The sequence below is a fragment of the Terrabacter sp. AAH1 genome (assembly GCF_054456855.1).
Map to the genome: position 1 here is coordinate 58,741 of NZ_JBTJJV010000017.1, position 23,307 is coordinate 82,047.

The following is a 23,307-nucleotide window of genomic DNA, read 5'->3' on the forward strand; positions in this document are numbered from 1 at the left end:
CCGACGTGGACTCCCGACCAGCCAGGGGTCAGCCGGTCGCGCCGGGTTGCTCGAAGACGATGGCCATGGGGGTCTGCTCCGAGCCCTGGCCGAGCGGGTTGTCGGCGAACATCAGCTCGTAGTGCTCCTTCGACCCGGGCGCGTCCTTGCCGAGCACGTTGCGGCCGATGTCGTTGGCGTCCATGACGACGGTGCCGCCGAACGAGTCCCGGTATGCCGCCGGCACCCGCTCGCGGATCGCCGCCGAAAGGCGCGCAGCGACCTCGTCGGGGTCCTTCGGGCCGAGCTTGGCCGAGACGTTGGCCGGGTAGACGGAGTACTCGGTGGGGCCGTCGATGGCGCGGATGTCGCCGCCCACCAGGTCGTAGAAGAGCCCTCGCTTGCCGAGGACCTTGCCGATGGCGCCGCCGGCCGACGCGAAGAGGACGCGCGGCAGGCCGGCCTCCTCGATGGCCAGCTGCATCGTGAACGGCGACCCGAGCCCGATGCCCGCCGGCGTGCGCGTGACGTAGCGGCTCAGCAGGCGCGCCGGGCGACCGACCTTGATGTCCCAGATGAAGAACGACCGGCCCTGCGTGATGGCGACGATCTTCTCGGAGATGAAGAAGTACCAACGGCCCGTCGTCGCCGCGACGTGCTCGTCGCCGGCCTCGAGCAGGCCCGAGAAGAACCGGTCGATGTAGGCCATCGTCTTGGCCTCGAGGTCGTCCTCGCGGGCGTAGAGGTCGGTGCGCAGCGGGTAGCGGCGAACCGTGGTGCCGTCGGCCGTCACGAGGTCGAGCTGCTTGCGGGCGTTGGGCTCGTAGTCGGTCTTGACCGGGGCGGCGGCGTCGTCGGTCTCGGACTCGGGCGCGCGCTCGTCGAAGAACTCCTGCAGCCACAGCTCGACGTTGAGGATGCGCCAGATCGTCATCGAGTCGACGGAGTTGGTGCCCTTGATCCAGCCCTCGAAGGCGTGCAGCACCGCGGTCTGGTCGAAGTAGGGCCGGCCCGCGAACGACTCGGAGAGGAACTCGCCGTAGATGTGGTTCTTGAGGCGCATGAACCAGTCGGCCTGCGGCGTGCTCGCACCCACCTTGTCGCGGCGCTCCACGACCGGGTCGGGCAGCAGGCCGCGCATCGCGTCGCGGAGCACGCGCTTGCCGAGACCGTCCTTGATGAGGGCGGCGTCGTCGAGGCCGAAGACGAAGCGCGCCAGCTCGCGGTCGACGAACGGCAGCCTTACCGACACCCCGAACCGGCGGGCGTTCTTGTCGGTGGAGCGCAGCCGCGACGGCAGCGAGTCGACGAAGAGGTCGTCGACGAGGCGCTTGCGCAGGTCGGTGCGCTCGGTCTCGTGGGTCTCACCGGCGTGCGCGCGGGCGAAGTCGGCGCCCAGGAGCGAGGTGACGGGGACGGCCTTGCGGCCGCGCAGCCGGTCGCCGACGTGGGGACGCCCGCGGCGCACGAGCACGTCGAGGGAGCGGCCCAGCTCGGAGGCGGCGAGCGCCGCGCTGCGGCCCTTGAGCCCGCGCAGGTGGATCAGGTGGTGCGCCCCGAAGCCGCCGAGCAGCTCGTCGCCGCCGTGTCCGTCGAGCACGACGGCGTCGCGCTGCGCGGCCTCCTGCAGCACGCGGTACTGCGTGTAGGGACCCGTCGAACCGAGAGGCTCCTCCTGGGTGCGCACGAGGTCGCGCATGTCCTTCTTGAACTCCGACGGGGTCGGCTCGAAGCGGTGCGCGTCGACCCGGGACCCGAGCGACGCCGTGACGGCGTCGACCTGCGCCTGCTCGTCGATGCGCGAGCCCGGGTAGACCGCGGACCACGTGTCCTGCACGTCAGACCCGCCCGCCTCCCGCTCGACCGCGTCGACGAGCGCGGCGATGGCCGCGGAGTCGATGCCGCCGGACAGCGCGGTGCCCACGCGCCCCGGGGAGGCCGACCGACGGCGTACGGCCGCGGTGAGCAACGAGCGGAACTCGTCCGCCGCAGCCGGCGTGTAGGCACGCGGCGAGCGGGCGAGCTCGGCGAGCTCCTCACGCAGCCGGGTGTAGCGCCGGCGCTCGAGGCCCTGGGGCCCGAGCGTCACGACCTCGCCGGCGCCGACGCGCTCGATGCCGGCGAAGAAGGTCGCCGGGCCGTCGTCGTGGACCCGGAAGCGCAGGTAACGGTAGATGGTGCGGTCGTCGGGGCGGCGCTCGTGGTGGCCGCTGTCGAGGATGCCCCGGATCTCGCTCGCCACGAGCCATCCCGACCCGGCGGCGGCGACGTAGAGCGGACGCACGCCGAAGTGGTCGCGCGCCAGCGTCATGGTGCGGGTGTCGCGGTCCCACACGGCCAGGGCGAACGCGCCGTCGAGCCGGTCGAGGCCGTCGGTGCCCCACTCGGTGAACGCGGTGAGCACGACCTCGGCGTCGCTGCCCACACCGAAGTCGTGGCCGAGCGTCTCGAGGTCGGCACGCAGCTCGGACCGGTTGTAGAGCTCGCCGTCGAAGGCGAGCGTGAAACGACCGCCACGGCCGGTCGAGAGCCGGTCCAGCCCCGTCGCGTCGCGCGCCGGGCGAGCAGCCAGCCCGGCGTCGCCGTCGCGCGCCGTCGACGCAGGGCCCGCGCCCGGATGCGTCGCGAGCAGTCGGTCGAGCAGGGCCTCGTCGGCGTGGACACCCAGGTGTCCGGCGATTCCGCACATGGGGTCAACCCTAGACGGGCGGCGACCCGGGCCGCCCCACCCCCGCCGTGCCCCGCACCGGCGCCGCACAAAACTCGCGAGAACGTGAACCGGGCTGCCGCGGATGAGCGTCGTCCATTGGGGAGCACCCTCAACGGAGAAGGAGCACGTCATGCACCGACCGACCCGCAGTGCCGCACTCGTGGCAGGAGCCGTCCTCGGCCTCACCACCCTCGTGGCCCCCACCGCCTCCGCGAGCGACAGCTCGTCCGGCCACCACCGGTCCGGCCACACGATCCTCCGCGCCCACCTCGAGGGCAGCATGCCTGACGGCCCGGTCATCGCCATGGTGGGACCCGGCGGCAGGCCGTGGGTCATCGACGAGGGCATGGCTCGCGTCCGCTCGGACGGGCGGGTCCGCGTACGCGTCGAGGGCCTCGTCATCCCCGGCACCGGCACCGGGCCGGTGAAGACGATCAGCGCGAGCGTGGTGTGCAACAACATGGTCGTCGGCACGACCAAGAGCGTCCCCCTCGACACCGACGGCGACGCCCGCCTCGACGGCAAGGTCTGGCTGCCGAAGTACTGCCACATGCCGCGGGTGCTGGTGAACCCGAACGGCAACCCGGGCGCCTACATCGCCGCCACGGGCCTCTGACCCGTCGACCCAGAGACTGCGTATGCCGCCTGGCCCCCCAGGCGGCATACGTTCTTCCGCGTCTGGTGCCGTGGGTCTCAGTTCTCGGCTTGCCACGGTGTCGTGTGCACGGTGGCGCTGCCACCGGAGCTGCTCCGGACGGTCACGGTGCCCGGATCGGTTGCCTGCCAGGCGAACACGGTGCCGCCGTAACGCTGGCCATGACCGTTCTGGACCTCGCCGATGAGCCGGCCGTCGGGCCGGTAGGCGAACAGGCGCGCTGCCCGGTCCGAGCTCCGCGCGCTGACGAGCAGCTGCCCGCCCGAGGTGGCGGTGGCGTTCGTCCAGCACTTGTCGACGTCGACGCGGTCGGCTCCCACCGGCTGCACCGGCTGCACCGGCTGCACCGGCTGCACCGGCCGCGCCGACTGCACCGGCGGCGCCACCGAGGCCGCCGACGACGGCGCCACCACGCGTGCCGGCACGGGTGGTGGCGGCTGCGCGGGCCCGGGAGCTGCCGAAGCAGGCACGAGCCTGGCCGGCGGCGCCGGAGCGGGAGCCGCAGCCCCGCAGGCCGACAGGAGGGCGCCGGCGAGCACGGCCACCGTCGAGGCGAGGAGTCCGCGCCGTGCCAGGTGGGGACGGGACATCGCAGGACCTCCTCGCGAGCCGGCTGGACCCGGCGCTTCGGGGTGGGCCGGGTGTGTGATGCACGTCGGGTACATGGACAGGGTTGCCGTCGGGGTCCGGGGGGAGGTGACCCCGACGGCAACGTCCTGGGTGCTCCCGAGGCGGTGGCAGCTCCCCCCGCGCCACGAGAGCGGGCGCTCCGGCGGCTGCCGGGGTCGAGCGACCCCGGCAGCCACCGTCGGTCAGGCCCTGGCTACTGCCTGATCCTGTCGAGCTTCGACGGCGGGCTGGTCCCGATCACCGTTCCGGCCGCGTTGAGCGCCTTGACCGTGATCGGCGACTGCGCACACGGCGTGGCGTAGGTGCCGCCGAGGTTGCAGGCGGGCGGCGGCGCACCGACCGCGGTCACCGTGAACGAACCGGGTGCCACGAGCGACACGGTGAGGTTCGCCGCTCCGAGCGTCGCCGGGTCGAACGTCGTGCCCGACTCCGTCAGGTACGGCATCAGCCGCATCGAGCTCACGGCCGTGTCGGTCGACGTCGCGGTGACGATCAGCCGCTGCTTGCTGGTGCGGTACTCCACCGGCGTCAGGGTGATGTTCGTCGGCACGGCCGCCGTCACGGTCACGGTGACGGTGGTCGCCGGCGACGAGCCCTGGCTGTTGGTCGCCACGACGTCGAACGTGTAGGTGCCTGCAACGGTCGGCGTGAACTTCAGCTGGGACGAACCGGTCGCGGTGGCCGCAGACGGTGTCTGCGAGGTCGTGACCGCGGTGCCGCCGGTCTGGGTCCAGGCCCACGTCGGCGCGGGCAGCGAGCTGCTCGTGGCCGTGAGGGTCACCAGGTTGCCGGCCGTCACCGTCTGGTTCTGGATCGGCGCGATGGTGGGCTTGGGCGCGGCAGCGACCGTGATGGTCGTGTCGACGGAGGCCACACCGCAGGGGTTCGACGCGGTGAACCGCACGTTGTACGTGCCTGCGGCCAGCCCCGACGCGTTGAACGTCGGCGTCGTGGTGCTCGCCCCGGTGAGGGCGCCGTTGAGGTCGATCCCACCGACACTCGTGCCTGCGGTCCACTGGAGCGTGACCGGGGCCGACGAGCCGGCGGGCACGCTGCCCGAGAGCTGGACGGTGCCACCGTTGGCGACCGAGAACGGCGCGCCGTTGAAGCTTGGTGTGGCGCACACGACCGGCGGCGGTGCGACGTCACTCGGCCAGGGGCTCAGCACGCCGGCCTGCGTGCCGGTGAGCGACTGGTAGCCGCCGTACGCGAGGAACGGGATCGTGTTGAAGTTGTTCTCGGGCACCGCGGTCCCGGGCACGTTCTCCGGGAAGATGTACTCGCCGATGGGGGCGTGGTACTGCCCGTAGTAGATGCCGTTGGCGGCCGTCTGGGCGCCCGGCGTTCCGGGGACCTGGCTGTTCGGGTTGGCCTCCATCGTGCCCGGCTTGAACTGCGAGCCACCGTCGATGACGGCTCGCACCTCACGGGTGGGCGGGATGAACTGGCCTCCGGCAGGGGCCGTGCAGGCCTTCTGCGTCGCCACCGTCGCCGTGCACGGCGGGCGGAACCGCCAGCGTCCGCGCACCGCACCGCCGGGAGGGCCGGGGTCGGGCATGATCGTGCCCCACGCGCGGTCGCTCGTGGCGCCGGTGACCGGGTTGATGTCCACGCCGTAGAGGCGGACGAGACGCGTCTCGTCGGTGCTCATGCCCTCGAAGCGGGTGCGCACGGCTGCCTCACCCGCGCCGAAGACCGTCAGGCCACCGGTGCCGATGAGCGACACGTCCACGGACACGTAGGCAGGGTCGACACCGGGCTGGGTGTAGATGCCGAGGCTCGCGACGATCGTGTGGGCCGAGACGTACTTGACGCTGGCGGACTCCTCCACGAGGTTGCCGGCGAACGTGACGTAGTCACCGATCTCGAAGGGGGCCTGCTTGCGCGGGTCGGCGCAGGGGTTGCGAAGGCAGGTACCCGCGGTCACGTCGGCCGGCGAGTCCATGCGGAACATCGTGTAGGCCGCACCCAGCACGGGGAGCGCCGGCTGCGGGGTGATCCCCGACCTGTCCGTGCCGTCGTAGACCGGGCGGTTCGCCTGGGGGCACAGTGCGTCGTCGTCCGTCGTCGTCGGCGCCGAGCGCGGGATGCACATCGGGAAGCCGGTCTCGGCGAGGATCGTCGGGTTGTCCTGGTCGACCTGGAAGCGGTCGTCGGGCGACGCGGCGCGCCCGTAGCGCCCCGTGCCGGTCGTGCCGACCGCAGGATCGTTGATGCGGACGCGGGTGCCGGTGCCGGCCACGCCGGTCTTGCCGCCGACCTCGAGCTCGCCCGTGGTGTAGTCGATGAAGTTGACGTAGCCGGCGCCGTTGTTGAGGTCCTGCTGCGAGATGTCGACCATGCCCGCGATGTAGCGGTCACCGGACGCGTTGACGACGCGGTTGCCGACGACGTGCACCTCGTACGTCGTCAGCGGCTTGGGCGAGTCGGCCAGGGCCATGCCCGTCTGGGTCGGTCCCCACGGGGCCGGCGCGTGGGTGAAGAGCTCCTGCCAGGTGAGAGCGCTCGCGGGGAGGATGACGACGGTCTCCTTCGGGATGATGATCGTGTGCCCGTTGACAGTGAGCACACCTCCGGAGTGCACGTCGGCAGGCGTGTCGACCGTTGCGGTCTGGATGAAACCGGTGATGTCGAACTGCGTGCTCGAGGCCACCACGGGGTTGATCGCGGGGGCGACGAGCGGTGCGACCGCACCGTTCGCGGCGTTGCTCGCCACCGGTGCCAGGCCTCCGGCGAGAGCGATGGCGGCTACGGCCGAGAGGAGTCGGCGTCGACGAGGCGAGCCACCCCCCTCGCCCGATCCGCCGGCGGTGCGCCCGGTGAGCGCACCTTCCAGTTGACTGAACATTGCCGTCCTCCTCCTGCGTTCTTTCCTCGTGGTGGTGCTGGGTGTTTCTGCTCGGGTGGTGAGCCTCCGGGCGGTCATGCCGACACCGGTGTCACGGAGAGCTGCCTCGTCACGTCGTCGAGCAGCTGCTTGAGCCGGGACGAGTCGTCCTCGAACGCCCGCGTCAGCAGGCCGGCGTCGCCGACGGCGGGACCACGCGGCATACCGACGGCGCCCCTGGCGGGATCGGCGGCAAGGGCGAGGTGGAGCCGGAAGACGGCGTCGATCAGCTCGTCGAGCTCGTCGTGGTGGTCCGCGTCGGCGCCGAGCAGCCGCGGGAAGACCTCCCGCACCCGCACGCCGGGTGGGCAGCCGAGCTCGGCCGCGAAGAGCGACCGGCAGGACGCGTACGCGCGCAGCCCGTCGGCGTGCTGGCCGCGCAGCTCGAACGACCGGAGCAGCACGAGCCACGCCGACTCGGAGAACTGGTCGCGCTGCAGTGCCTGGGCGGCCCAGCGTTCGGCCTGCCCGTGGGCTCCTGCGGAGAGTGCCAGCTCGGCTGCCTCGAGGGTGGCGCGCAGGACCTCGGCGTCGTGGGTCTCTCGCGCCTCGGTGACCCAGACCGCGTCCTCCTCGGGCAGCAGCGGCGCCTGGACGGCTGAGAGGGCCGAGGCGTAGCGGCTCAGCGCCGCGGCGGCGTCGGTGCCGGCCTCACGCGCGAGGACGAGGAGCCGCTCGAATCGGTCGACGTCGAGCTCCATGCCGTCGACGTCGATCCGGTAGCCGCCGGCCATCGTGCGCACGGGGCTCTCGCCGGTGCCGAGTAGAGGCTCGAGACGGTGGCGCAGGAGGCTCACGTACGACTCGAGCGTCGCGGTCGCCCCGTGCGGAGCGGCCGAGCCCCACAGCAGCTCGATGAGCCGCGCCTTGGAGACACCGCTCCGGTGCAGGCAGAGCGCCAGCAGCACCTGCCGCGCCTTGGCGCCGCCGAGCTGGCGCGGGCCGAGCGTGGCACCTCCACCGCTCAGCGCCAGACCCCCACAGAGCCTGATGCTCAGACGTTCCCCGTGTCGCTTCATCACGATCCCCCCTCAAGGACGTGAGTCCATGATGGGAGCGGGTCCGCAGGGCGGCACGCGCCAGCATCGGTGGCCGGCCGCGCCGAAAATTGGGTGCCTTTTCGGCCTCGGACGGCACCGCCGACGTGTTACCCCCGTGACAAAAGAGGACGAAACCGAGGCGCGGTTCGGCTCAGGCGGTCACACCGCCACGTCGAGAAGTGAGCACTCGACGCAAGCTCAGCGTCGAGTGCTCAGTTCCAACGGGGCCGCGGCGCCGGGACGAGGGCTGCCGACGTCACTCCCACTCGATGGTGCCCGGCGGCTTGCTCGTGACGTCGAGCACGACCCGGTTGACCTCTTCGACCTCGTTGGTGATGCGCGTCGAGATGGTCGCCAGGACGTCGTAGGGCACGCGGGCCCAGTCGGCCGTCATCGCGTCCTCGGAGGCGACGGGCCGCAGCACGACCGGGTGGCCGTAGGTGCGGCCGTCGCCCTGGACGCCGACCGAACGGACGTCGGCGAGCAGCACGACGGGGCACTGCCAGATGTCGCGGTCGAGCCCGGCCTTCGTCAGCTCCTCGCGCGCGATCGCGTCGGCGCGACGCAGCACCGCGAGGCGCTCGGCGTCGACGGCGCCGATGATGCGGATGCCGAGGCCCGGGCCCGGGAACGGCTGGCGCCAGACGATGACCTCGGGCACGCCGAGCTCGAGGCCGACCTGGCGCACCTCGTCCTTGAAGAGCGTGCGCAGCGGCTCGATGAGCTTGAACTGCAGATCGTCGGGCAGGCCGCCGACGTTGTGGTGGCTCTTGATGTTGGCCGCGCCCTCGCCGCCGCCCGACTCGACGACGTCGGGGTAGAGCGTGCCCTGGACGAGCCACTTGACGGGGTGCTCTTCGTCGCCGCGGTCGTGGACGACGTCACGCGCAGCCTGCTCGAAGACGCGGATGAACTGCTCGCCGATGATCTTGCGCTTCGTCTCGGGGTCGGTGACGCCGGCGAGCGCCTCGAGGAAGCGCTCGCGGGCGTCGACGACGACGAGGTCGACGCCCGTGGCCTCGACGAAGTCCTTCTCGACCTGCTCGGCCTCGCCCTCGCGGAGAAGGCCGTGGTCGACGAACACGCACGTCAGCTGGTCGCCGACGGCCTTCTGCACCAGGGCCGCCGCGACGGAGGAGTCGACGCCACCCGACAGGGCACAGAGCACGCGGTCCTCGCCGACCTGCTCGCGGATCGTCGTGACGAGGTCGTCGACGACGTGGCCGGGGGTCCAGTCGGGCGTGATGCGCGCGCCCTTCCAGAGGAAGTTCTCGAGGACCCGCTGGCCGTGCTCGGAGTGCAGCACCTCGGGGTGCCACTGCACGCCGTAGAGGCGCCGCTCGTCGTCCTCGAACGCGGCCACCGGCGTACCTGCCGTGGTGGCGGTGACGGCGAAGCCGTCGGGGGCGGCGCTGACGGAGTCGCCGTGCGACATCCACACGACCTGGCTCGGCGGCTGCCCGTCGAAGAGGGTCGACTCGACGTCGCTGATGGCTGCGTCGGTCTTGCCGTACTCGCGGGCTCCGGTGCGCGCTACGGTGCCGCCGAGGGCCTGGGCCATCGACTGGAAGCCGTAGCACATGCCGAAGACCGGGACGCCGGCCTCGAGCAGCGCCGGGTCGAGGCGGGGGGCGCCGTCCTCGTAGACCGAGCTCGGGCCGCCGGAGAGGATGATCGCCGCGGGCTCCTTGGCGAGCAGGTCGGCGACGCTCATCGAGTGAGGGACGACCTCGCTGTAGACCTGCGCCTCGCGCACCCGTCGGGCGATCAGCTGGGCGTACTGTGCGCCGAAGTCGACGACGAGGACGGGGTGGCTCTGCAGGTCGGTCGGTTGCGCTTCGCTCACGGGCGCCAGCCTATCTGCCCGGCAGGTGCGGCCCGGACCGCCGCCCGATGGGCGACTCAGCCGGCCAGGTGCGCCCTCCCGGTCGCCCGGTAGTCCTTCGAGACCGTGTAGCCCCGACGGTCGAGGCGCAGCGCCTCGGTGCGCGCCACCTGCAGGTCACGGGCGCCGAGACGTGCGAGCGACCTCAGCACCATGACCTCCCGGGAGTCGCCGCCCTGCGCCGCGATGCGGACCCCCCCGACCCGGGGCGCGTAGTACTTCAGCTGGATGCCGTCGTCCGGAGCGTCGGGGGCCGACTCCTTGACCTCCACGACGCCGGAGTAGCAGCCCGTGGGCACGCAGACGCGCAGCCCCGTCGCCACGACCTGCCCGACGTCGTGGAAGCCCACGGCGGGAGCGCGTCCCTGGACGAATGGCGGTGTCCCCGGCGCGGCCGTGCCCGGGACGAGAATCCCGGCGCGTGCGCCACGCACGCCGGTGACCCACGTGCTGGGGGCGCCGACGAAGGCGCCGTCCTCGTACTCCTCGGGGTACTCCCCCCGGGTCCACACGTTGCCGGCGTCGTCCTGGGCGAAGAACGCGAGCTCGGACTCGGTGAGCACGCCGTCGCTGTAGTCCCGGTCGAGGATGACGCGGGCATCCATCCCGTCGACCCTCTTGACGAGGTCGGTGACGACGAAGACCAGCCGGTGCCGGTGGGTGCCGTCGGCGTCGGTGACGGTGCCCTCGTACGTGTAGCGCGTGCCGGCAACGAGGGGGAAGTACGTCGCGGTCCCGCCGAGGGGGTGCGTGAAGGCGGGGGCGCCGGGCCTCACGAGGGCCGGCGCCGGTGTGAGGACCGCCGTCGGGGGCACCGCTGCAGCGGCGCGCTGTGCCGGTCCGACCAGGATCGCGCCGAGCCCGGCCATGAAGGGGAGCGCCCCGAACAGCCGGTCGGGCGTGAGCGACCGAGGGGTGCGGGCACGCTCTGCCGGCACCTGAGCCTGCGCCTGCCCCTGCGCCGAGGTCGTGGCCGAGGTCGTGGCCGAGGGCGACGTCACGACGTCGGTGCGGGCCTCGGCCAGGGCGGACCCGGCGAGCACCACGAGGCACGCACCCACCGCGAGCACGGAGCGGCCGTGTCGCTGCGCCGCCACGGGGGCGAGCCCGCCCGCCCCGGGCGTCCTGCCGCCCCGGTCGGGCCGCGGGGGTCCGTCGCGGCTGCTGCTGCCGCGGGATGCCTCCTGCGCGTCCCGAAGGTCAACGTCTGCCGTGCCGATGAAGGTCATTGCGCCCCCCTTGCTGGAGGCCGTCGTGCTCAGTACCTCAAATCTAGGCAAGCGTCGAGACGTCCGCAGGCGAATCCCATATGTCTAAGACGGCCTGCAGCGCAACGGAATTCGGAGATAGAACGACATCTGCGGATTCGGGTCCCCAGCCCGCTTGGGTCCGGATTCACGGACTAGACGGACTCTGACCCGCCCACCGCGTAGGCCCGCGAGAGCAGCGCCTCGGTGGCGACCGTGTTGCGCCGCTCGGCGATCCACGGCACGACGGGGACGAAGCCGGCGAGCAGGTTCTTGACGATGCGACCCATGCCCCACGCGGACTTGATGCCGAGGTTCGCGACCGACGCGGCATACGCCATGTAGATGACGCCGTGGATCGGGCTCCAGTACTCGGTGAGCACGTTGGTCTGCTTGAAGGCGTACTTCATGACCATCTCGAGGATCAGCACGAAGAGCGCGATGCCGGCCACGGTCGCGAGGACGCGGTAGATCGACAGGGCCGACCGGATCTGCTGCGGCTTGGCCAGGGTCTGGGGGTACGTGCTCACGTCGTCGCGCCTTCTCTCGGTGCGTCTCTCGGTGCAGCGACGGGGTCCTCCGCCTGCTGCTCTGCTCGGAACATCTTCCACCACATCCAGATCGCGAAGATCCCGAAGACCCACCACTGCACGGCGTACGCCGCGTTGCGCAGGTTCAGGGGGGCGTCGAGCGGTGGGGGCGGCACGCGGGTCAGGCCGGCCTGCGCGACGTCGGCGCCCGCGGTGGGGCCGGCCGTCTCCGCGGAGGCGAGGACGACGGCGTTGTAGAGGTCACCCGGCCATTCGTTGACGAGGACCGCGAGGTCGATGGAGCGCACCTGCGGCGCCGGCAGCGGAGTCCCGGGACGGGGCGACTCCCCCGGCCCGAGCGTGCCGCTGACCGTGACGACACCGACCGGCGGCGCCGGCACCGCGGACGGGGTGCCCTCGACGAACCCTCGGAGCACCGGCACGGTGCCACCGTCGGTGACCAGGGGCGTCACCACCCACGAGCCGACCCGGCCGCCCAGCCGACGGTCGACGACGAGCAGGCTGCGCTCGGCGGCATACGTGCCCGTGACGGTGACGGGACGGTTGGACAGCTCCGGGCGGAAGTCGCTGTGGGCGGCCGTGACCTGCTGGAGCGGCGCCCGCTGCTGGGTCGAGGCGGCGGCCACCGCCTCCTGCCGGCCCGAGTCGCGGGCGACCCCGAGCTGCCACAGGCCGAGCCAGACGCAGGCGGCGACGACGACCAGCAGGCCGGCGATCATGCCGACCCAGCGGGGGGTGAGCAGCTGCCGGAACACGTCCCAAGGGTAGGTCACCCCCTCGTCTCCGACCTGCCCCGGGCACCCATCCGTGCCAGACTCCTGCGCCATGCCACCCTTGCGCCACCGCCGAGGCCGTATGCCGTCACGCGCCGTTCTCGTCGCGCCGGCAGTCCTGCTCGCGTGCGTCTCCCCCGTGGCGGCGTGCGGCACGGACATCCCGTCGACCCGGCCGACCGTGACGGTCTTCGTCGACGCGCCTGCCGGCACGAGACCGTCGGCACCGGCTCCGACCGCGACGTCGGCGCGCACCGTGAACCCCCAACCCTCCCCGAGCGGCGTCCCGACCCAGCTCGCCGCCGGACGACAGCGGGGCGCACCGCACTCCTACGCCGAGGCGCGCGCCCGCATCGTCGCGGCCCCGAGCGCCGCGTCGGTCACCGACCGCTTCGTGACCCCCAGCGGCAACATCGTGTGCAACCTCGGGGGCGCCCCGATGCCCGTTGCCGCGTGCGAGGTCCGGTCAGGTCGGGTCACCCCGCCGCTGCCCTCGATCTGCCCACCTGACGGGCCGAAGGACATCGGACGACTCGAGCTCGAGCGCACCGGGGCCTTCCCCGTCTGCAACTCCGACACGATCCGAGAGGGTGGCGAGCCGAAGCTGCCCTACGGCTCGCGCACCGCCTCGCTCGACCCGGTCGCCTGCCTCAGCGAGGAGGCCGGTGTCACGTGCGTCGACAGCGGGTCGCGGCACGGCTTCTTCGTCGCGCGCAGCACCTTCGTCACGTTCTAGCGGGCAGGCCCGAGGTCGGGGCGGCCGCTTCGAGCACGTAGGATTGCGGCCACGACCTGACGTGGACCGATCCGCGCACACCCGACGACCGAGGGGCCGCCGTGGCGCAACTGTTGCTCCTGCACCTGCTTGCCGCCGTCGTCGCGCCATGGCTCGCGAAAGTGCTTCGCACGAAGGCCTTCCCGGTCCTCGCCGTCGCCCCCGCTGTCTCGTTCGGCTGGCTCGTCTCCGTCTCGAGTGACGTTCGCGCGGGCAACCTTCCGACACAACGCATCTCGTGGGTCCCGGGGCTCGGCATCGACCTCGACTTCCGGCTCACCACGCTGTCGTGGGTGCTCGCCCTCCTCGTCACCGGGGTCGGTGCGCTCGTGCTGCTCTACTGCACCTGGTACTTCGCGGAGCGCGACCCCACGCTCTGGCGCTTCACGTCCGTCTTCACCGCTTTCGCCGGCGCGATGCTCGGGCTCGTCCTCACCGACAACCTGCTCGTGCTCTACGTCTTCTGGGAGCTGACGACCGTCTTCTCCTACCTGCTCATCGGCCACAACCCGGCGAGCTCGACGAACCGTCGTGCGGCGATGCAGGCGCTCATCGTCACGACGTTCGGCGGCCTGGCGATGCTCATCGGCATCATCGCCGTCGGTGTCCACCACACCTACTCCATCAGCGAGCTCCTCGCCGACCCGCCGCCGCTCGACGCCGTCACCGTGACCGCGCTCGTGCTGCTCCTCGTGGGCGCCCTGTCGAAGTCGGCGCTCGTGCCGTTCCACTTCTGGCTGCCCGGCGCCATGGCCGCGCCGACGCCCGTGAGCGCCTACCTCCACGCCGCGGCGATGGTGAAGGCCGGCATCTACCTCGTGGCCCTGCTCGCGCCCGCGTTCGCCGGGGCTCCGGCCTGGCACGCGCTGACCGTCGGGCTCGGGCTCTTCACGATGCTCGTCGGTGGGTGGCGGGCGTTGCGGCAGCACGACATCAAGCTGCTCCTCGCCTACGGCACGGTGAGCCAGCTCGGCTTCATCGTCGCCATCGCGGGTCTCGGAACCAAGACCTCCGCACTGTCGGCGCTGGCCCTCGTCATCGCGCACGGCCTCTTCAAGTCGACGCTCTTCCTCACCGTCGGAGTCGTCGACAAGTGCACCGGCACGCGCGACCTGCGTGAGCTCTCTGGTGTCGGCCGACGGCTGCTGCCGGTGTCGGTCCCGGCCACGCTCGCCGCCCTGTCGATGGCAGGCATCATCCCGCTCGCCGGGTTCGTCTCCAAGGAGAGCGCGCTCGAGGCGCTGTGGCAGGACGTCCAGACCTCGACGCCACTTCCCAGCCCCTGGAGCTGGCTGGCCGTCACCGGGGTCGTCGCGGGGTCTGCCCTCACCGTCGCCTACACGGCGCGCTTCCTCTGGGGCGCCTTCGCGACGAAGCCGGGCGTCGACCCGACCCCGGTCAAGGCAGCCCACCCGGGCTTCGTGCTCTCGCCGCTGCTGCTCGGCGTCGGCTGCCTGCTCCTCGGGCTGCTCTCGCCGCTCGAGTCCCCGTGGCTCATGCCGTATGCCGTCTCGTCCCCGCTCGGGGACACCCCGCCCTCGCTCGCGCTGTGGCACGGCCTGACCGTGCCGCTCGGGCTCTCGCTCGTCTCGGTGGCCGTCGGACTGCTGCTCTTCGTCCGCCGCGACGTCGTCGGGCGGGCGCAGGCGAGGGTGCCAGCCCTCGTCGACGGCGAGCGCGGGTTCTCGCGCACCATGCGATGGGTCGACAGAGGCGCCGTCGAGACGACGGCCGTGACCCAGCGCGGCTCACTGCCCATCTACCTCGCCGCCATCCTCATCGTCTTCGTCGCCCTGCCCGGGGCCGCGGCCCTCACCCGGGGCACGCTGCCGTCGATCCGCTTGTGGGACAACGTCGGCCAGGCCGTCGTCGGGGTCTTCATGGTGGCCGCCGCCGTGCTGGTGCTCGTCACGCGACGCCGGCTCACGGCGGTCATGCTCGTCGGCGCCACCGGCTACGGCGTCTCGCTCCTCTTCGTCCTGCACGGCGCCCCCGACCTCGCGATCACCCAGATGCTCGTCGAGACCGTGTCGCTCGTCGTCTTCGTGCTAGCCCTTCGGCGACTTCCGACGAAGTTCACGCGCCACCCGCACTCGCCGTCGCGCACGTGGCGCATCGCCCTGGGCGTCGCCGTCGGCGCCTCGGTCGGACTCATCGCCCTCGTCGCGTCAGGCGGGCGCACCACCGACCCGGTCTCAGCCGAGTTCCCCACGGAGGCCTACGCATTCGGCCACGGCAAGAACATCGTCAACGTCACCCTCGTCGACATCCGCGCGTGGGACACCCTCGGTGAGGTCTCGGTCCTCGTCGCGGCCGCCACCGGCATCGCGAGCCTCATCTTCGTGCGCACCCGCAACACGCGGCTCTCGCGGGCGACGGCCAAGGCGCTACCCTCGAGCAACCCGGCACGGGGCACGTGGCTGCACGGCGGTCGCACCATGCGCAAGGAGAAGCGCTCGGTCATCTTCGAGGTCGTCACGCGACTGGTCTTCCACGTCATGCTGGCCGCCTCGCTCTTCCTCCTCTTCGCCGGGCACAACCAGCCCGGTGGCGGCTTCGCGGGCGGCCTCGTCGCCGGGCTCGCGCTCGTCGTGCGCTACCTCGCGGGCGGCCGCTACGAGCTCGACGAGGCGGCGCCCTTCGACGCCGGCCTGCTCGTCGGGCTGGGGCTGCTCGTCGCGGTCGGCTCGGCCCTGGCGCCGCTCGCCTTCGGCGGCACGATCCTCGAGACGACCGCCGTCGACTTCACCCTGCCGCCCTGGGGCGAGGTGCACCTCGTCACCTCGCTCTTCTTCGACATCGGCGTGTACCTCATCGTCGTCGGGATGATGCTCGACATCGTGCGCAGCCTCGGCACGGGCATCGACCGGCAGATCGCCGACGAGGAGTCCGAGCAGGAGCGGGAGGTGGCCCGCACGTGACCACCGTGGCCCCCACCCTCATCGAGTCGACGCTCCAGCCCAACCTCACCCTCGTGCTCGTGACCGTCTTCCTCGTCGCGACAGGCACCGCCCTGGCTCTCGACCGCAGCCTCGTGCGCGTGCTGCTCGGCATGGTGCTCATCGGCAACGGCGTGGCCGTGCTCTACCTCGTCATCAGCGGGCGAGCAGGCCGGGCGCCCTTCGTCGGCGAGGACCCCGCGGCGATCAGCGACCCGCTCCCCCAGGCGATGGTGCTCACCGCCATCGTCATCTCGCTCGCCACGATCGGCTTCCTCCTCGCGCTCTCCTACCGGCTGTGGCAGGTCTCCGGCACCGACGACGTGCCCGACGACGCCGAGGACGCCCGCATCCAGCGCCTCGCCCTCGAGGACCAGACGTCGTCGACCTACGACCCCTCCGAGGCGTCGACGACCACCTCGGACGAGCTGGCCGAGGAGGGCGTCGTCTCCGGCGCCGAGCCCTCGGGCACCGAGCCGTCCGGCACCCAGCCGTCCGGCACCGGGCCGTCCGGGACCATGACCGCCCGCGCGGGGGGTGATCCGAGATGACCGACTTCCCGGTGCCGAACCTCGTGCCCCTGCCGGTGCTGCTGCCGTTGCTCGGCGCAGCCCTGACGCTCGCCTTCCGGCGCTCACCGCGCCTGCAGCGCAGCGTGAGCATCGTCGTGCTGGCGGCGGTCGTCACGGTCGCCGCGGTGCTCGTGTGGCAGACCGACGCGCGCGGACCGCAGGTGCTGTGGCTCGGCGCGTGGCAGGAGCCCCTCGGCATCTCGCTCGTCGCCGACCGGCTGAGCGCCCTCATGCTGCTCGTCTCCGGCATCGTGACCCTGCTCGTGCTCGTCTTCGCCATCGGCCAGGGACAGGCCGACAGCGACGAGGAGAACGAGAGCGAGACGCCGCTCACGATCTTCCACCCCACCTACCTCGTGCTCTCGGCGGGCGTCTCCAACGCCTTCCTCGCCGGTGACCTGTTCAACCTCTTCGTCGGCTTCGAGATCCTGCTCTTCAGCTCCTACGTGCTCATCACCGTGGGCGGTGCGGCGTCGCGCATCCACGCCGGCACGACGTACGTCGTCGTCAGCCTGCTCAGCTCGGCGCTCTTCCTCGTCGGCATCGCCGCCGTCTACGCGGCCACCGGCACCGTCAACCTCGCGCAGCTCGCGATCCGCATCGGCGACCTCGCCCCCGGCGTCGCCCTCGTGCTCCAGCTCTGCCTGCTCACCGCGTTCGCGATCAAGGCGGCGATCTTCCCGATGTCGGCCTGGCTGCCCGACAGCTACCCCACGGCCCCGGCACCGGTCACGGCCGTCTTCGCGGGCCTGCTGACGAAGGTCGGCGTCTACGCGATCATCCGCGTGCAGACCCTGCTCTTCCCCGACTCGCCGCTGCAGGGGCTGCTCATGTGGGCGGCCCTGCTGACGATGGTCATCGGCATCCTCGGCGCGGTGTCGCAGTCGGGCCTGAAGAGGATCCTGTCGTTCACGCTCGTCAGCCACATCGGCTACATGATCTTCGGCATCGCCCTCGCCACGCCCCACGGCACCGCCGGCGCGATCTTCTACGTCGCCCACCACATCACGATCCAGACGGCGCTCTTCCTCATCACGGGCCTCGTCGAGCGGCTCGGCGGCACCACCTCGCTCGACCGGCTCGGTGGGCTCGCGGTCGCGTCGCCGGTTCTGGCGACGCTCTTCTTCGTCTCGGCCATGAACCTGTCCGGCATCCCGCCGATGTCCGGGTTCCTGGCGAAGATCGGGCTGCTGCACGCCGGCATCGAGGTCGGCACACCGCTCGCCTGGCTCCTCGTCGTCGGCGGCATCGTCACGAGCCTGCTCACCCTCTACGCCCTGGCCAAGGTGTGGAGCCAGGCGTTCTGGCGCACCCTGGCCGACGCCCCACACTCGACCGAGACCGTCGCGGCCCTCGGCGCCGGCACCCTCGACGTCGACCCGGCCGCCGACCCGGCCACGGCCGTCGTCGTCGACACCGCTCCGCGCACCCTGCCCCGCACGATGCTGGGCGCCACCGCGGCGATGACGGCGGTCGGCCTCGCCGTCACCCTCGTCGCCGGCCCGCTCTTCGCCTACACCCAGCGGGCCGCGAGCGACCTCGCGGCCCGTGACCCGTACATCACCACGGTGCTACCCCAGGACGTGCGGCGATGAGCGTGACCACCCGGCCGGCCGTGCCACCCCCGTCGCCCGAGCCCGACGCGCCGCGCCGTCGGCGCCGCGTGCTGCAGCCCCGCGCCGTGGCCACCATCGCCCTCGCCTGGGTGCTGCTGTGGGACCGCGTCACGTGGGGCAACGTCGTCAACGGCATCCTCGTCGGGCTCGTCGTCACCTACGCGTTCCCGCTGCCGTCGATCGAGTTCGAGGGGCGACTGCGGCCGCACCGGCTCGTGTGGCTCATCGTGCGGTTCCTGGCCGACCTCGTCGTCGCGTCGTGGCAGGTCATGCGCCTGGCCCTCGGCAGCCACCGGCCGCGCAACGCCGTGATCGAGGTGCAGCTGCGCTCACGCTCCGACTTCTACCTCACGATCACCGCCGAGCTCGTCGCGCTCGTTCCGGGCTCGGTCGTCGTCGACGCACGGCGGTCGACCTCGGTGCTCTACCTGCACCTGCTCGACGTGCACGACGAGGCGGGCATCGCCGCCCAGCGCGCCCACGTGCTCGAGGTCGAGCGCCGCGTGGTGCGCGCCTTCGGCTCGCGCGAGGAGATCGAGGCCGTCGAGGGCCCCCGCGACCCCGGCCCTGCTGGGGAGCGCCCCGACGAGGAGGAACAGCCATGACGATCGTGCTCGCCCTCTCGCTCGCGATGCTCGGCGGGGCGGCCGCCCTCGTGCTGGTGCGACTGTTCCGCGGCCCGAGCAACCTCGACCGCATCGTCGCGGCCGAGATCCTGCTCGTCATCGTCGTCGCGGGCGTCGCCATCGAGTCGGCGCGCCAGGGCACCTCGACCTACCTGCCGCTGCTCATGGTGCTCGGCCTCGTCGGCTTCGTCGGCGGGGTCGCCGTGACGCGCTTCCTGTCGCGCGACTCCGACGAGCCCACCGACGTGCGACGCGAGACGAAGGAGCAGCCATGACCTGGACGGGCGTGCTCGACGCCGGCGGGGGCGTGTGCCTGCTCCTCGGTTCGTTCCTCTGCCTGGCCGGAGCCGTCGGGCTGATCCGCTTCCCCGACACGCTCTCCCGGCTGCACGCCGCCACCAAACCGCAGACGCTCGGGCTCATCCTCATCCTCGCCGGGCTCGCGCTGACGCTGCGCACCTGGGCGGCCCTGACCACCCTGGTGCTGCTCGCGGCGACCCAGTTCTTCACCTCGCCCGTCTCGGCCCACCTCGTCGGGCGCGCCGCATACCGCAACCGCCGCGTCGACTCCGGCACCCTCGAGGTCGACGAGCTCTCCGATGCGCTCGAGCGCTCGGGGTGGGACCCCACGCGCTGACCGCGCCCTCCCGGTGAGCGGCCCGACGGCATACCCCATCGGGGTTTGACCTCACGTCCACTCGAACTCTTACGGTCGGGCCGTGACCCCGACGGAAAATGGCATGAGTCGCGTTCTCGCCGAACGTAAAATGAACCAAGTGATCTCACTGCCCCACGCCGACCCCGGCACCCCCGTCATCTCCAGCCCGACGGCATACCTGCGCTGGGTCGGCAGGGGCCAGTGGCGCACCCTCACCGTCGCGATCTGCTTCGGCATCGTGTGGCTCGTGAGCCAGGCGCTCTTCCCTGCGGCCATGGGCAAGGCGATCGACGAGGGCATCATCGGCCGCGACTCCGGCGCTCTGCTGCGGTGGTGCGCGATCCTCGTCGGGCTCGTCACCGTGAGCGCGCTGTCGGGGATGATGCGTCACCGGTACGCCGTCGTCAACTGGATGCAGGGTGCGTTCCGCTCCGCCCAGCTCGTCGGCCACAAGGCCGCCGACACCGGTGAGGCGCTGACGCGCGCGGTCCCGACCGGCGACGTCGTCGCCACGGTCAGCTCGGACTCGATGCGCATCGGTGGGCTCTACGACGTGCTCGCCCGCTTCGCGGGCTCGGTCGTCTCCTACGTGGTCGTCGCGCTCATCCTGCTCGGCGCCTCGGCCCCGCTCGGGCTCGTCGTGCTCATCGGCGTGCCGGTGCTCGTCGCTGCCCTCACGTTCATCGTGCGACCGCTGCAGGCCCGCCAGCTCGCGCAGCGCGAGGAGTCCGGCAAGCTCATCGGCCTCGGCGCCGACACCGTCGCAGGTCTGCGCGTGCTGCGCGGCATCGGCGGCGAGCAGACCTTCCTGCGCAGGTATGCCGTCCAGTCGCAGTCCGTGCGCGAGGTGGGCAACCGGGTCGCCGGCTACCAGGCCGCGCTCGACGCGGCCCAGGTGCTGCTGCCCGGCATCTTCGTGCTCGTCGTCGTGTGGCTCGGGGCCCGCTTCGCCATCGAGGGGCAGATCACGGCCGGCCAGCTCGTCGCGTTCTACGGCTACACCGCCTTCCTCGTCATCCCGCTGCGCACCGCGACCGAGATGGTCGACCGCGCGACCCGTGCCCACATCGGCGCGCGCAAGCTGACCCGCATCCTCGCGGTGCAGCCCGACCAGACCGAGGCCGCGCAGACCCAGCCGCTGCCGACCGAGCCCGCCCGGCTGCACGACCCCACGAGCCAGGTCTCGATCGAGCCGGGCCGGTTCACGGTCGTGGTCTCGGCACGCCCCGAGGACTCCGCCGCGCTCGCCGACCGGCTGGGCCGTTTCGGCGCCGCCGAGACCGACGTGCGCCTCGACGGCACCCGGCTGGCCGACGCGCCCCTCGCCGACGTGCGGCGACGGATCGTCGTGTCCGAGAACGACCCTCGCCTCTTCACGGGAACGCTGCGCGACGAGCTCGACCCGTGGGGCGACCACGACGACGACACGATCCTCGAGGCGCTGGCGGTCGCGAGCGGCGACGACGTGCTCGAGGCGCTGCCCGGCGGTCTCGACAACGAGGTCGAGGAGCGCGGCCGCGCCTTCTCCGGCGGCCAGCGCCAGCGACTGGCCCTGACCCGCGCCCTGCTCACCGGCGCCGAGACTCTCGTGCTCGTCGAACCGACGAGCGCCGTCGACGCCCACACCGAGGCCCGGATCGCCGAACGCCTCACCGCCGCCCGCCGGGGCCGCACCACCGTCGTGATGTCGGCCAGCCCGCTCATCCTCGACAAGGCCGACCACGTCGTCTTCCTCCGCGACGGCACCGTCGCAGGGGCCGGCACCCACGACCGGCTCATGGCCGATCACCCCGACTACCGACGCACCGTCGTCCGAGGAGAGGAGGACTGATGTCGCTGACACCAGCGCCGTCCACGCGCACGCTTCCCGTCGCCGACACCGCGTCGGTGCGCGCCCACACCCGCAGCCTGCTGCGCCGGCACCGGGCCAGCCTCGCCACGGTCGTGGGGCTGCACGCCGTCGCGGCCGTCGCCGGCCTCGTCGCACCACGCGTCATCGGCCTGCTCGTCGACGAGATCAGCCACGGCCGGTCGCTCGACGTCGTCAACTCCCTCGCGCTGTGGATCGCCGGCGCCGTCGTGCTGCAGACCGTCGTCACGTGGTTCGCCCGTCGTGCGTCGTTCGTCATGGGCGAGACCGTGTTCGCCGAGCTGCGCGAGCAGTTCATGGGCCGGGTCGTCGAGCTGCCGCTGTCGACCGTCGAGCGCGCCGGCACCGGCGACCTCGTGTCGCGCACGACGAACGACGTCGAGGCGCTCTCGCACGTCATCCGGTTCGGCGTGCCCGCGATCTTCGTCGGCGCGGTCACGACCGCGATCACGCTCGTGGCTGCTTTCCTCACCGGTTGGCAGGTGGCGCTCGCGGTCCTCGTCGGGGTGCCCGTGCTGGTGCTGTCGACGCGCCGCTACCTGCGTCTCGCACCCGACGGCTACCTGCGCGAGCGGGCGACGTACGCCGTCCTCAACGGCGTCGTCACCGAGTCCGCCGACGGCGGCCGCACCGTCGACGCCCTCGGGCTGCGCGACCGTCGCCGTCGCCGCATGGACGACGCGCTGCGCGACTGCTACGACGCCGAGCGCTACACGCTGCGGCTGCGGATGCGCTGGTTTCCGTCGGTCGAGTTCGCGTTCTTCGCGCCGGTGGCCGTCACCCTGCTCTGGGGCGGCTGGCTCATCTCGCGCGACCTCGCCACGGCCGGCACGGTCACCGCGGTCGCGCTCTATGTGCAGCAGATGGCCGGCCCCCTCGACGAGCTGATCTCGTGGCTCGACGAGATCCAGGTCGGGGCGACCTCGCTCGCCCGTGTCATCGGCATCGCGGACGTGCCCCCGGACCGGTCCGCGACCGGCGAGCAGCCGGCCGACGACCGGCTCGACGTCGACGACGTCCACTACTCGTACCGTGCCGGTCGCGACGTGCTGCGCGGCGTCTCGCTCGACCTGCAGCCCGGCGAGCGGCTCGCCATCGTCGGACCCTCCGGCGCCGGCAAGTCGACGCTCGGCCGGCTCATGGCCGGGATCGACGGGCCCCGCCAGGGACGCGTCGACGTCGGCGGGGTGCGCCTCGTCGACCTCGAGCTCGCCCAGCTGCGCGGGCAGGTGGCGCTCGTGACGCAGGAGCACCACGTCTTCGTCGGCTCGCTCGAGGACAACCTGCGCCTGGCGCGGCCGGAGGCCTCGCGCGAGCAGCTGCTCGAGGCGCTCGAGGCCGTCGACGCCGAGGACTGGGCCCTCGGGCTGCCCGACGGTCTCGACACCGTCGTCGGCTCCGGCGGCCACCGGCTGTCCGAGCCCCAGGCGCAGCAGCTCGCCCTCGCCCGGCTCGTTCTCGCCGACCCGCACACCCTGGTGCTCGACGAGGCGACGTCGCTGCTCGACCCGCGCGCGGCCCGCCACCTCGAGCGGTCCCTCGCGGCCGTCGTTCAGGGCCGCACCGTGGTCGCCATCGCGCACCGGCTCATGACCGCGCACGACGCCGACCGCGTCTGCGTGGTCGAGGACGGGCGCATCAGCGAGATCGGCTCGCACGAGGAGCTGCTCGCGGCCGACGGGGCGTATGCCGCGCTGTGGCGCTCGTGGCGCGACGAGCCGCAGCCGGCCGTCTGAGCGCGGGCGCCCCGGGGCGCCGGAAAATACTTTCGCAAAGAAATGACAACCCCCGTAACCCCCACCCGTGCACGTCGTTGTCAGCGCGGTGCCGGGCCGATTCTCGACCGGTTGAAGGCTCGTGCGCCGCGGGTGGGGCCGTCTCTGAGGGGTGACGG

The 23,307-nt window shown here is 72.3% G+C and carries 18 protein-coding genes; 10 read left to right on the forward strand and 8 right to left on the reverse strand.

Annotation, left to right across the window (positions count from 1 at the left end; genetic code table 11):
- Positions 1–28: 28 nt before the first annotated feature.
- Complete coding sequence (gene asnB, locus ACXR8F_RS19535) at positions 29–2,668, reverse strand: asparagine synthase (glutamine-hydrolyzing) (RefSeq protein ID WP_458803045.1); 2,640 nt, start codon at positions 2,666–2,668, stop codon at positions 29–31.
- 151 nt (positions 2,669–2,819) lie between these two features.
- Between asnB and ACXR8F_RS19540 the strand changes: the two genes are divergently transcribed.
- Positions 2,820–3,305, forward strand: a complete 486-nt coding sequence (locus tag ACXR8F_RS19540) for a hypothetical protein (protein WP_458803047.1) — start codon at positions 2,820–2,822, stop codon at positions 3,303–3,305.
- Positions 3,306–3,382: 77 nt separating this feature from the next.
- Here the strand turns inward: ACXR8F_RS19540 and ACXR8F_RS19545 are convergent, their stop codons facing one another.
- The 7 genes from ACXR8F_RS19545 to ACXR8F_RS19575 form a co-directional block, all read right to left on the reverse strand.
- The gene (locus ACXR8F_RS19545) at positions 3,383–3,934 is read right to left on the reverse strand and encodes a hypothetical protein (RefSeq protein WP_458803049.1); all 552 of its coding nucleotides are present in this window, start codon (positions 3,932–3,934) and stop codon (positions 3,383–3,385) included.
- Positions 3,935–4,167: 233 nt separating this feature from the next.
- Positions 4,168–6,822 (reverse strand): PKD domain-containing protein, encoded by a 2,655-nt coding sequence (locus ACXR8F_RS19550; protein ID WP_458803051.1) that lies wholly within the window; start codon positions 6,820–6,822, stop codon positions 4,168–4,170.
- A 74-nt stretch (positions 6,823–6,896) separates the two neighbouring features.
- Positions 6,897–7,880 carry an AfsR/SARP family transcriptional regulator gene (locus ACXR8F_RS19555; RefSeq protein ID WP_458803053.1) on the reverse strand — a complete coding sequence of 328 codons (984 nt, stop codon included), beginning with the start codon at positions 7,878–7,880 and terminating at the stop codon, positions 6,897–6,899.
- A gap of 277 nt (positions 7,881–8,157) precedes the next feature.
- Positions 8,158–9,747 (reverse strand): glutamine-hydrolyzing GMP synthase, encoded by a 1,590-nt coding sequence (guaA, locus tag ACXR8F_RS19560; protein WP_458803055.1) that lies wholly within the window; start codon positions 9,745–9,747, stop codon positions 8,158–8,160.
- A 56-nt stretch (positions 9,748–9,803) separates the two neighbouring features.
- Positions 9,804–11,015 (reverse strand): hypothetical protein, encoded by a 1,212-nt coding sequence (locus tag ACXR8F_RS19565; RefSeq protein WP_458803056.1) that lies wholly within the window; start codon positions 11,013–11,015, stop codon positions 9,804–9,806.
- A 173-nt stretch (positions 11,016–11,188) separates the two neighbouring features.
- Complete coding sequence (locus ACXR8F_RS19570; RefSeq protein WP_045187559.1) at positions 11,189–11,563, reverse strand: DUF3817 domain-containing protein; 375 nt, start codon at positions 11,561–11,563, stop codon at positions 11,189–11,191.
- Positions 11,560–12,339: an SURF1 family protein gene (locus ACXR8F_RS19575; RefSeq protein WP_458803058.1), complete on the reverse strand. Its 780-nt coding sequence runs from the start codon at positions 12,337–12,339 to the stop codon at positions 11,560–11,562. The genes ACXR8F_RS19570 and ACXR8F_RS19575 overlap by 4 nt, the downstream gene beginning before the upstream one ends.
- Before the next feature lie 70 nt (positions 12,340–12,409).
- Between ACXR8F_RS19575 and ACXR8F_RS19580 the strand changes: the two genes are divergently transcribed.
- The 9 genes from ACXR8F_RS19580 (at position 12,410) to ACXR8F_RS19620 (ending at position 23,149) form a co-directional block, all read left to right on the forward strand.
- Positions 12,410–13,093, forward strand: coding sequence for a hypothetical protein (locus ACXR8F_RS19580; protein ID WP_458803060.1), 684 nt, complete (start codon positions 12,410–12,412; stop codon positions 13,091–13,093).
- Positions 13,094–13,194: 101 nt separating this feature from the next.
- Complete coding sequence (locus ACXR8F_RS19585; protein WP_458803062.1) at positions 13,195–16,053, forward strand: Na+/H+ antiporter subunit A; 2,859 nt, start codon at positions 13,195–13,197, stop codon at positions 16,051–16,053.
- Entirely contained in the window at positions 16,050–16,622 is a 573-nt protein-coding gene (locus ACXR8F_RS19590; RefSeq protein WP_458803064.1) for an NADH-quinone oxidoreductase subunit K, read from the forward strand. Before ACXR8F_RS19585 ends, ACXR8F_RS19590 begins: the two co-directional genes overlap by 4 nt.
- Positions 16,619–18,238, forward strand: a complete 1,620-nt coding sequence (locus ACXR8F_RS19595) for a Na+/H+ antiporter subunit D (protein WP_458803066.1) — start codon at positions 16,619–16,621, stop codon at positions 18,236–18,238. Before ACXR8F_RS19590 ends, ACXR8F_RS19595 begins: the two co-directional genes overlap by 4 nt.
- Positions 18,235–18,864: a Na+/H+ antiporter subunit E gene (locus ACXR8F_RS19600; RefSeq protein WP_458803068.1), complete on the forward strand. Its 630-nt coding sequence runs from the start codon at positions 18,235–18,237 to the stop codon at positions 18,862–18,864. The genes ACXR8F_RS19595 and ACXR8F_RS19600 overlap by 4 nt, the downstream gene beginning before the upstream one ends.
- A complete protein-coding gene (locus ACXR8F_RS19605; RefSeq protein ID WP_045187571.1) occupies positions 18,861–19,160 on the forward strand; it encodes a monovalent cation/H+ antiporter complex subunit F in 300 nt (99 codons plus the stop codon). Before ACXR8F_RS19600 ends, ACXR8F_RS19605 begins: the two co-directional genes overlap by 4 nt.
- Positions 19,157–19,522, forward strand: coding sequence for a monovalent cation/H(+) antiporter subunit G (gene mnhG, locus ACXR8F_RS19610; protein WP_458803071.1), 366 nt, complete (start codon positions 19,157–19,159; stop codon positions 19,520–19,522). The genes ACXR8F_RS19605 and mnhG overlap by 4 nt, the downstream gene beginning before the upstream one ends.
- Before the next feature lie 130 nt (positions 19,523–19,652).
- Positions 19,653–21,374, forward strand: coding sequence for an ABC transporter ATP-binding protein (locus ACXR8F_RS19615; RefSeq protein ID WP_458803073.1), 1,722 nt, complete (start codon positions 19,653–19,655; stop codon positions 21,372–21,374).
- Positions 21,374–23,149, forward strand: coding sequence for an ABC transporter ATP-binding protein (locus tag ACXR8F_RS19620; protein ID WP_045187575.1), 1,776 nt, complete (start codon positions 21,374–21,376; stop codon positions 23,147–23,149). The genes ACXR8F_RS19615 and ACXR8F_RS19620 overlap by 1 nt, the downstream gene beginning before the upstream one ends.
- Positions 23,150–23,307 lie beyond the last annotated feature (158 nt).

Excerpts from the sequence above, each read along its gene's own strand:
- asnB (WP_458803045.1), bottom strand. The coding sequence starts at position 2,668 with ATGTGCGGAATCGCCGGACACCTGGGTGTCCACGCCGACGAGGCCCTG.
- ACXR8F_RS19540 (WP_458803047.1), top strand. The coding sequence starts at position 2,820 with ATGCACCGACCGACCCGCAGTGCCGCACTCGTGGCAGGAGCCGTCCTC.
- ACXR8F_RS19545 (WP_458803049.1), bottom strand. The coding sequence starts at position 3,934 with ATGTCCCGTCCCCACCTGGCACGGCGCGGACTCCTCGCCTCGACGGTG.
- ACXR8F_RS19550 (WP_458803051.1), bottom strand. The coding sequence starts at position 6,822 with ATGTTCAGTCAACTGGAAGGTGCGCTCACCGGGCGCACCGCCGGCGGA.
- ACXR8F_RS19555 (WP_458803053.1), bottom strand. The coding sequence starts at position 7,880 with ATGAAGCGACACGGGGAACGTCTGAGCATCAGGCTCTGTGGGGGTCTG.
- ACXR8F_RS19565 (WP_458803056.1), bottom strand. The coding sequence starts at position 11,015 with ATGACCTTCATCGGCACGGCAGACGTTGACCTTCGGGACGCGCAGGAG.
- ACXR8F_RS19580 (WP_458803060.1), top strand. The coding sequence starts at position 12,410 with ATGCCACCCTTGCGCCACCGCCGAGGCCGTATGCCGTCACGCGCCGTT.
- ACXR8F_RS19595 (WP_458803066.1), top strand. The coding sequence starts at position 16,619 with ATGACCGACTTCCCGGTGCCGAACCTCGTGCCCCTGCCGGTGCTGCTG.
- ACXR8F_RS19600 (WP_458803068.1), top strand. The coding sequence starts at position 18,235 with ATGAGCGTGACCACCCGGCCGGCCGTGCCACCCCCGTCGCCCGAGCCC.
- ACXR8F_RS19605 (WP_045187571.1), top strand. The coding sequence starts at position 18,861 with ATGACGATCGTGCTCGCCCTCTCGCTCGCGATGCTCGGCGGGGCGGCC.
- mnhG (WP_458803071.1), top strand. The coding sequence starts at position 19,157 with ATGACCTGGACGGGCGTGCTCGACGCCGGCGGGGGCGTGTGCCTGCTC.
- ACXR8F_RS19615 (WP_458803073.1), top strand. The coding sequence starts at position 19,653 with ATGAACCAAGTGATCTCACTGCCCCACGCCGACCCCGGCACCCCCGTC.
- ACXR8F_RS19620 (WP_045187575.1), top strand. The coding sequence starts at position 21,374 with ATGTCGCTGACACCAGCGCCGTCCACGCGCACGCTTCCCGTCGCCGAC.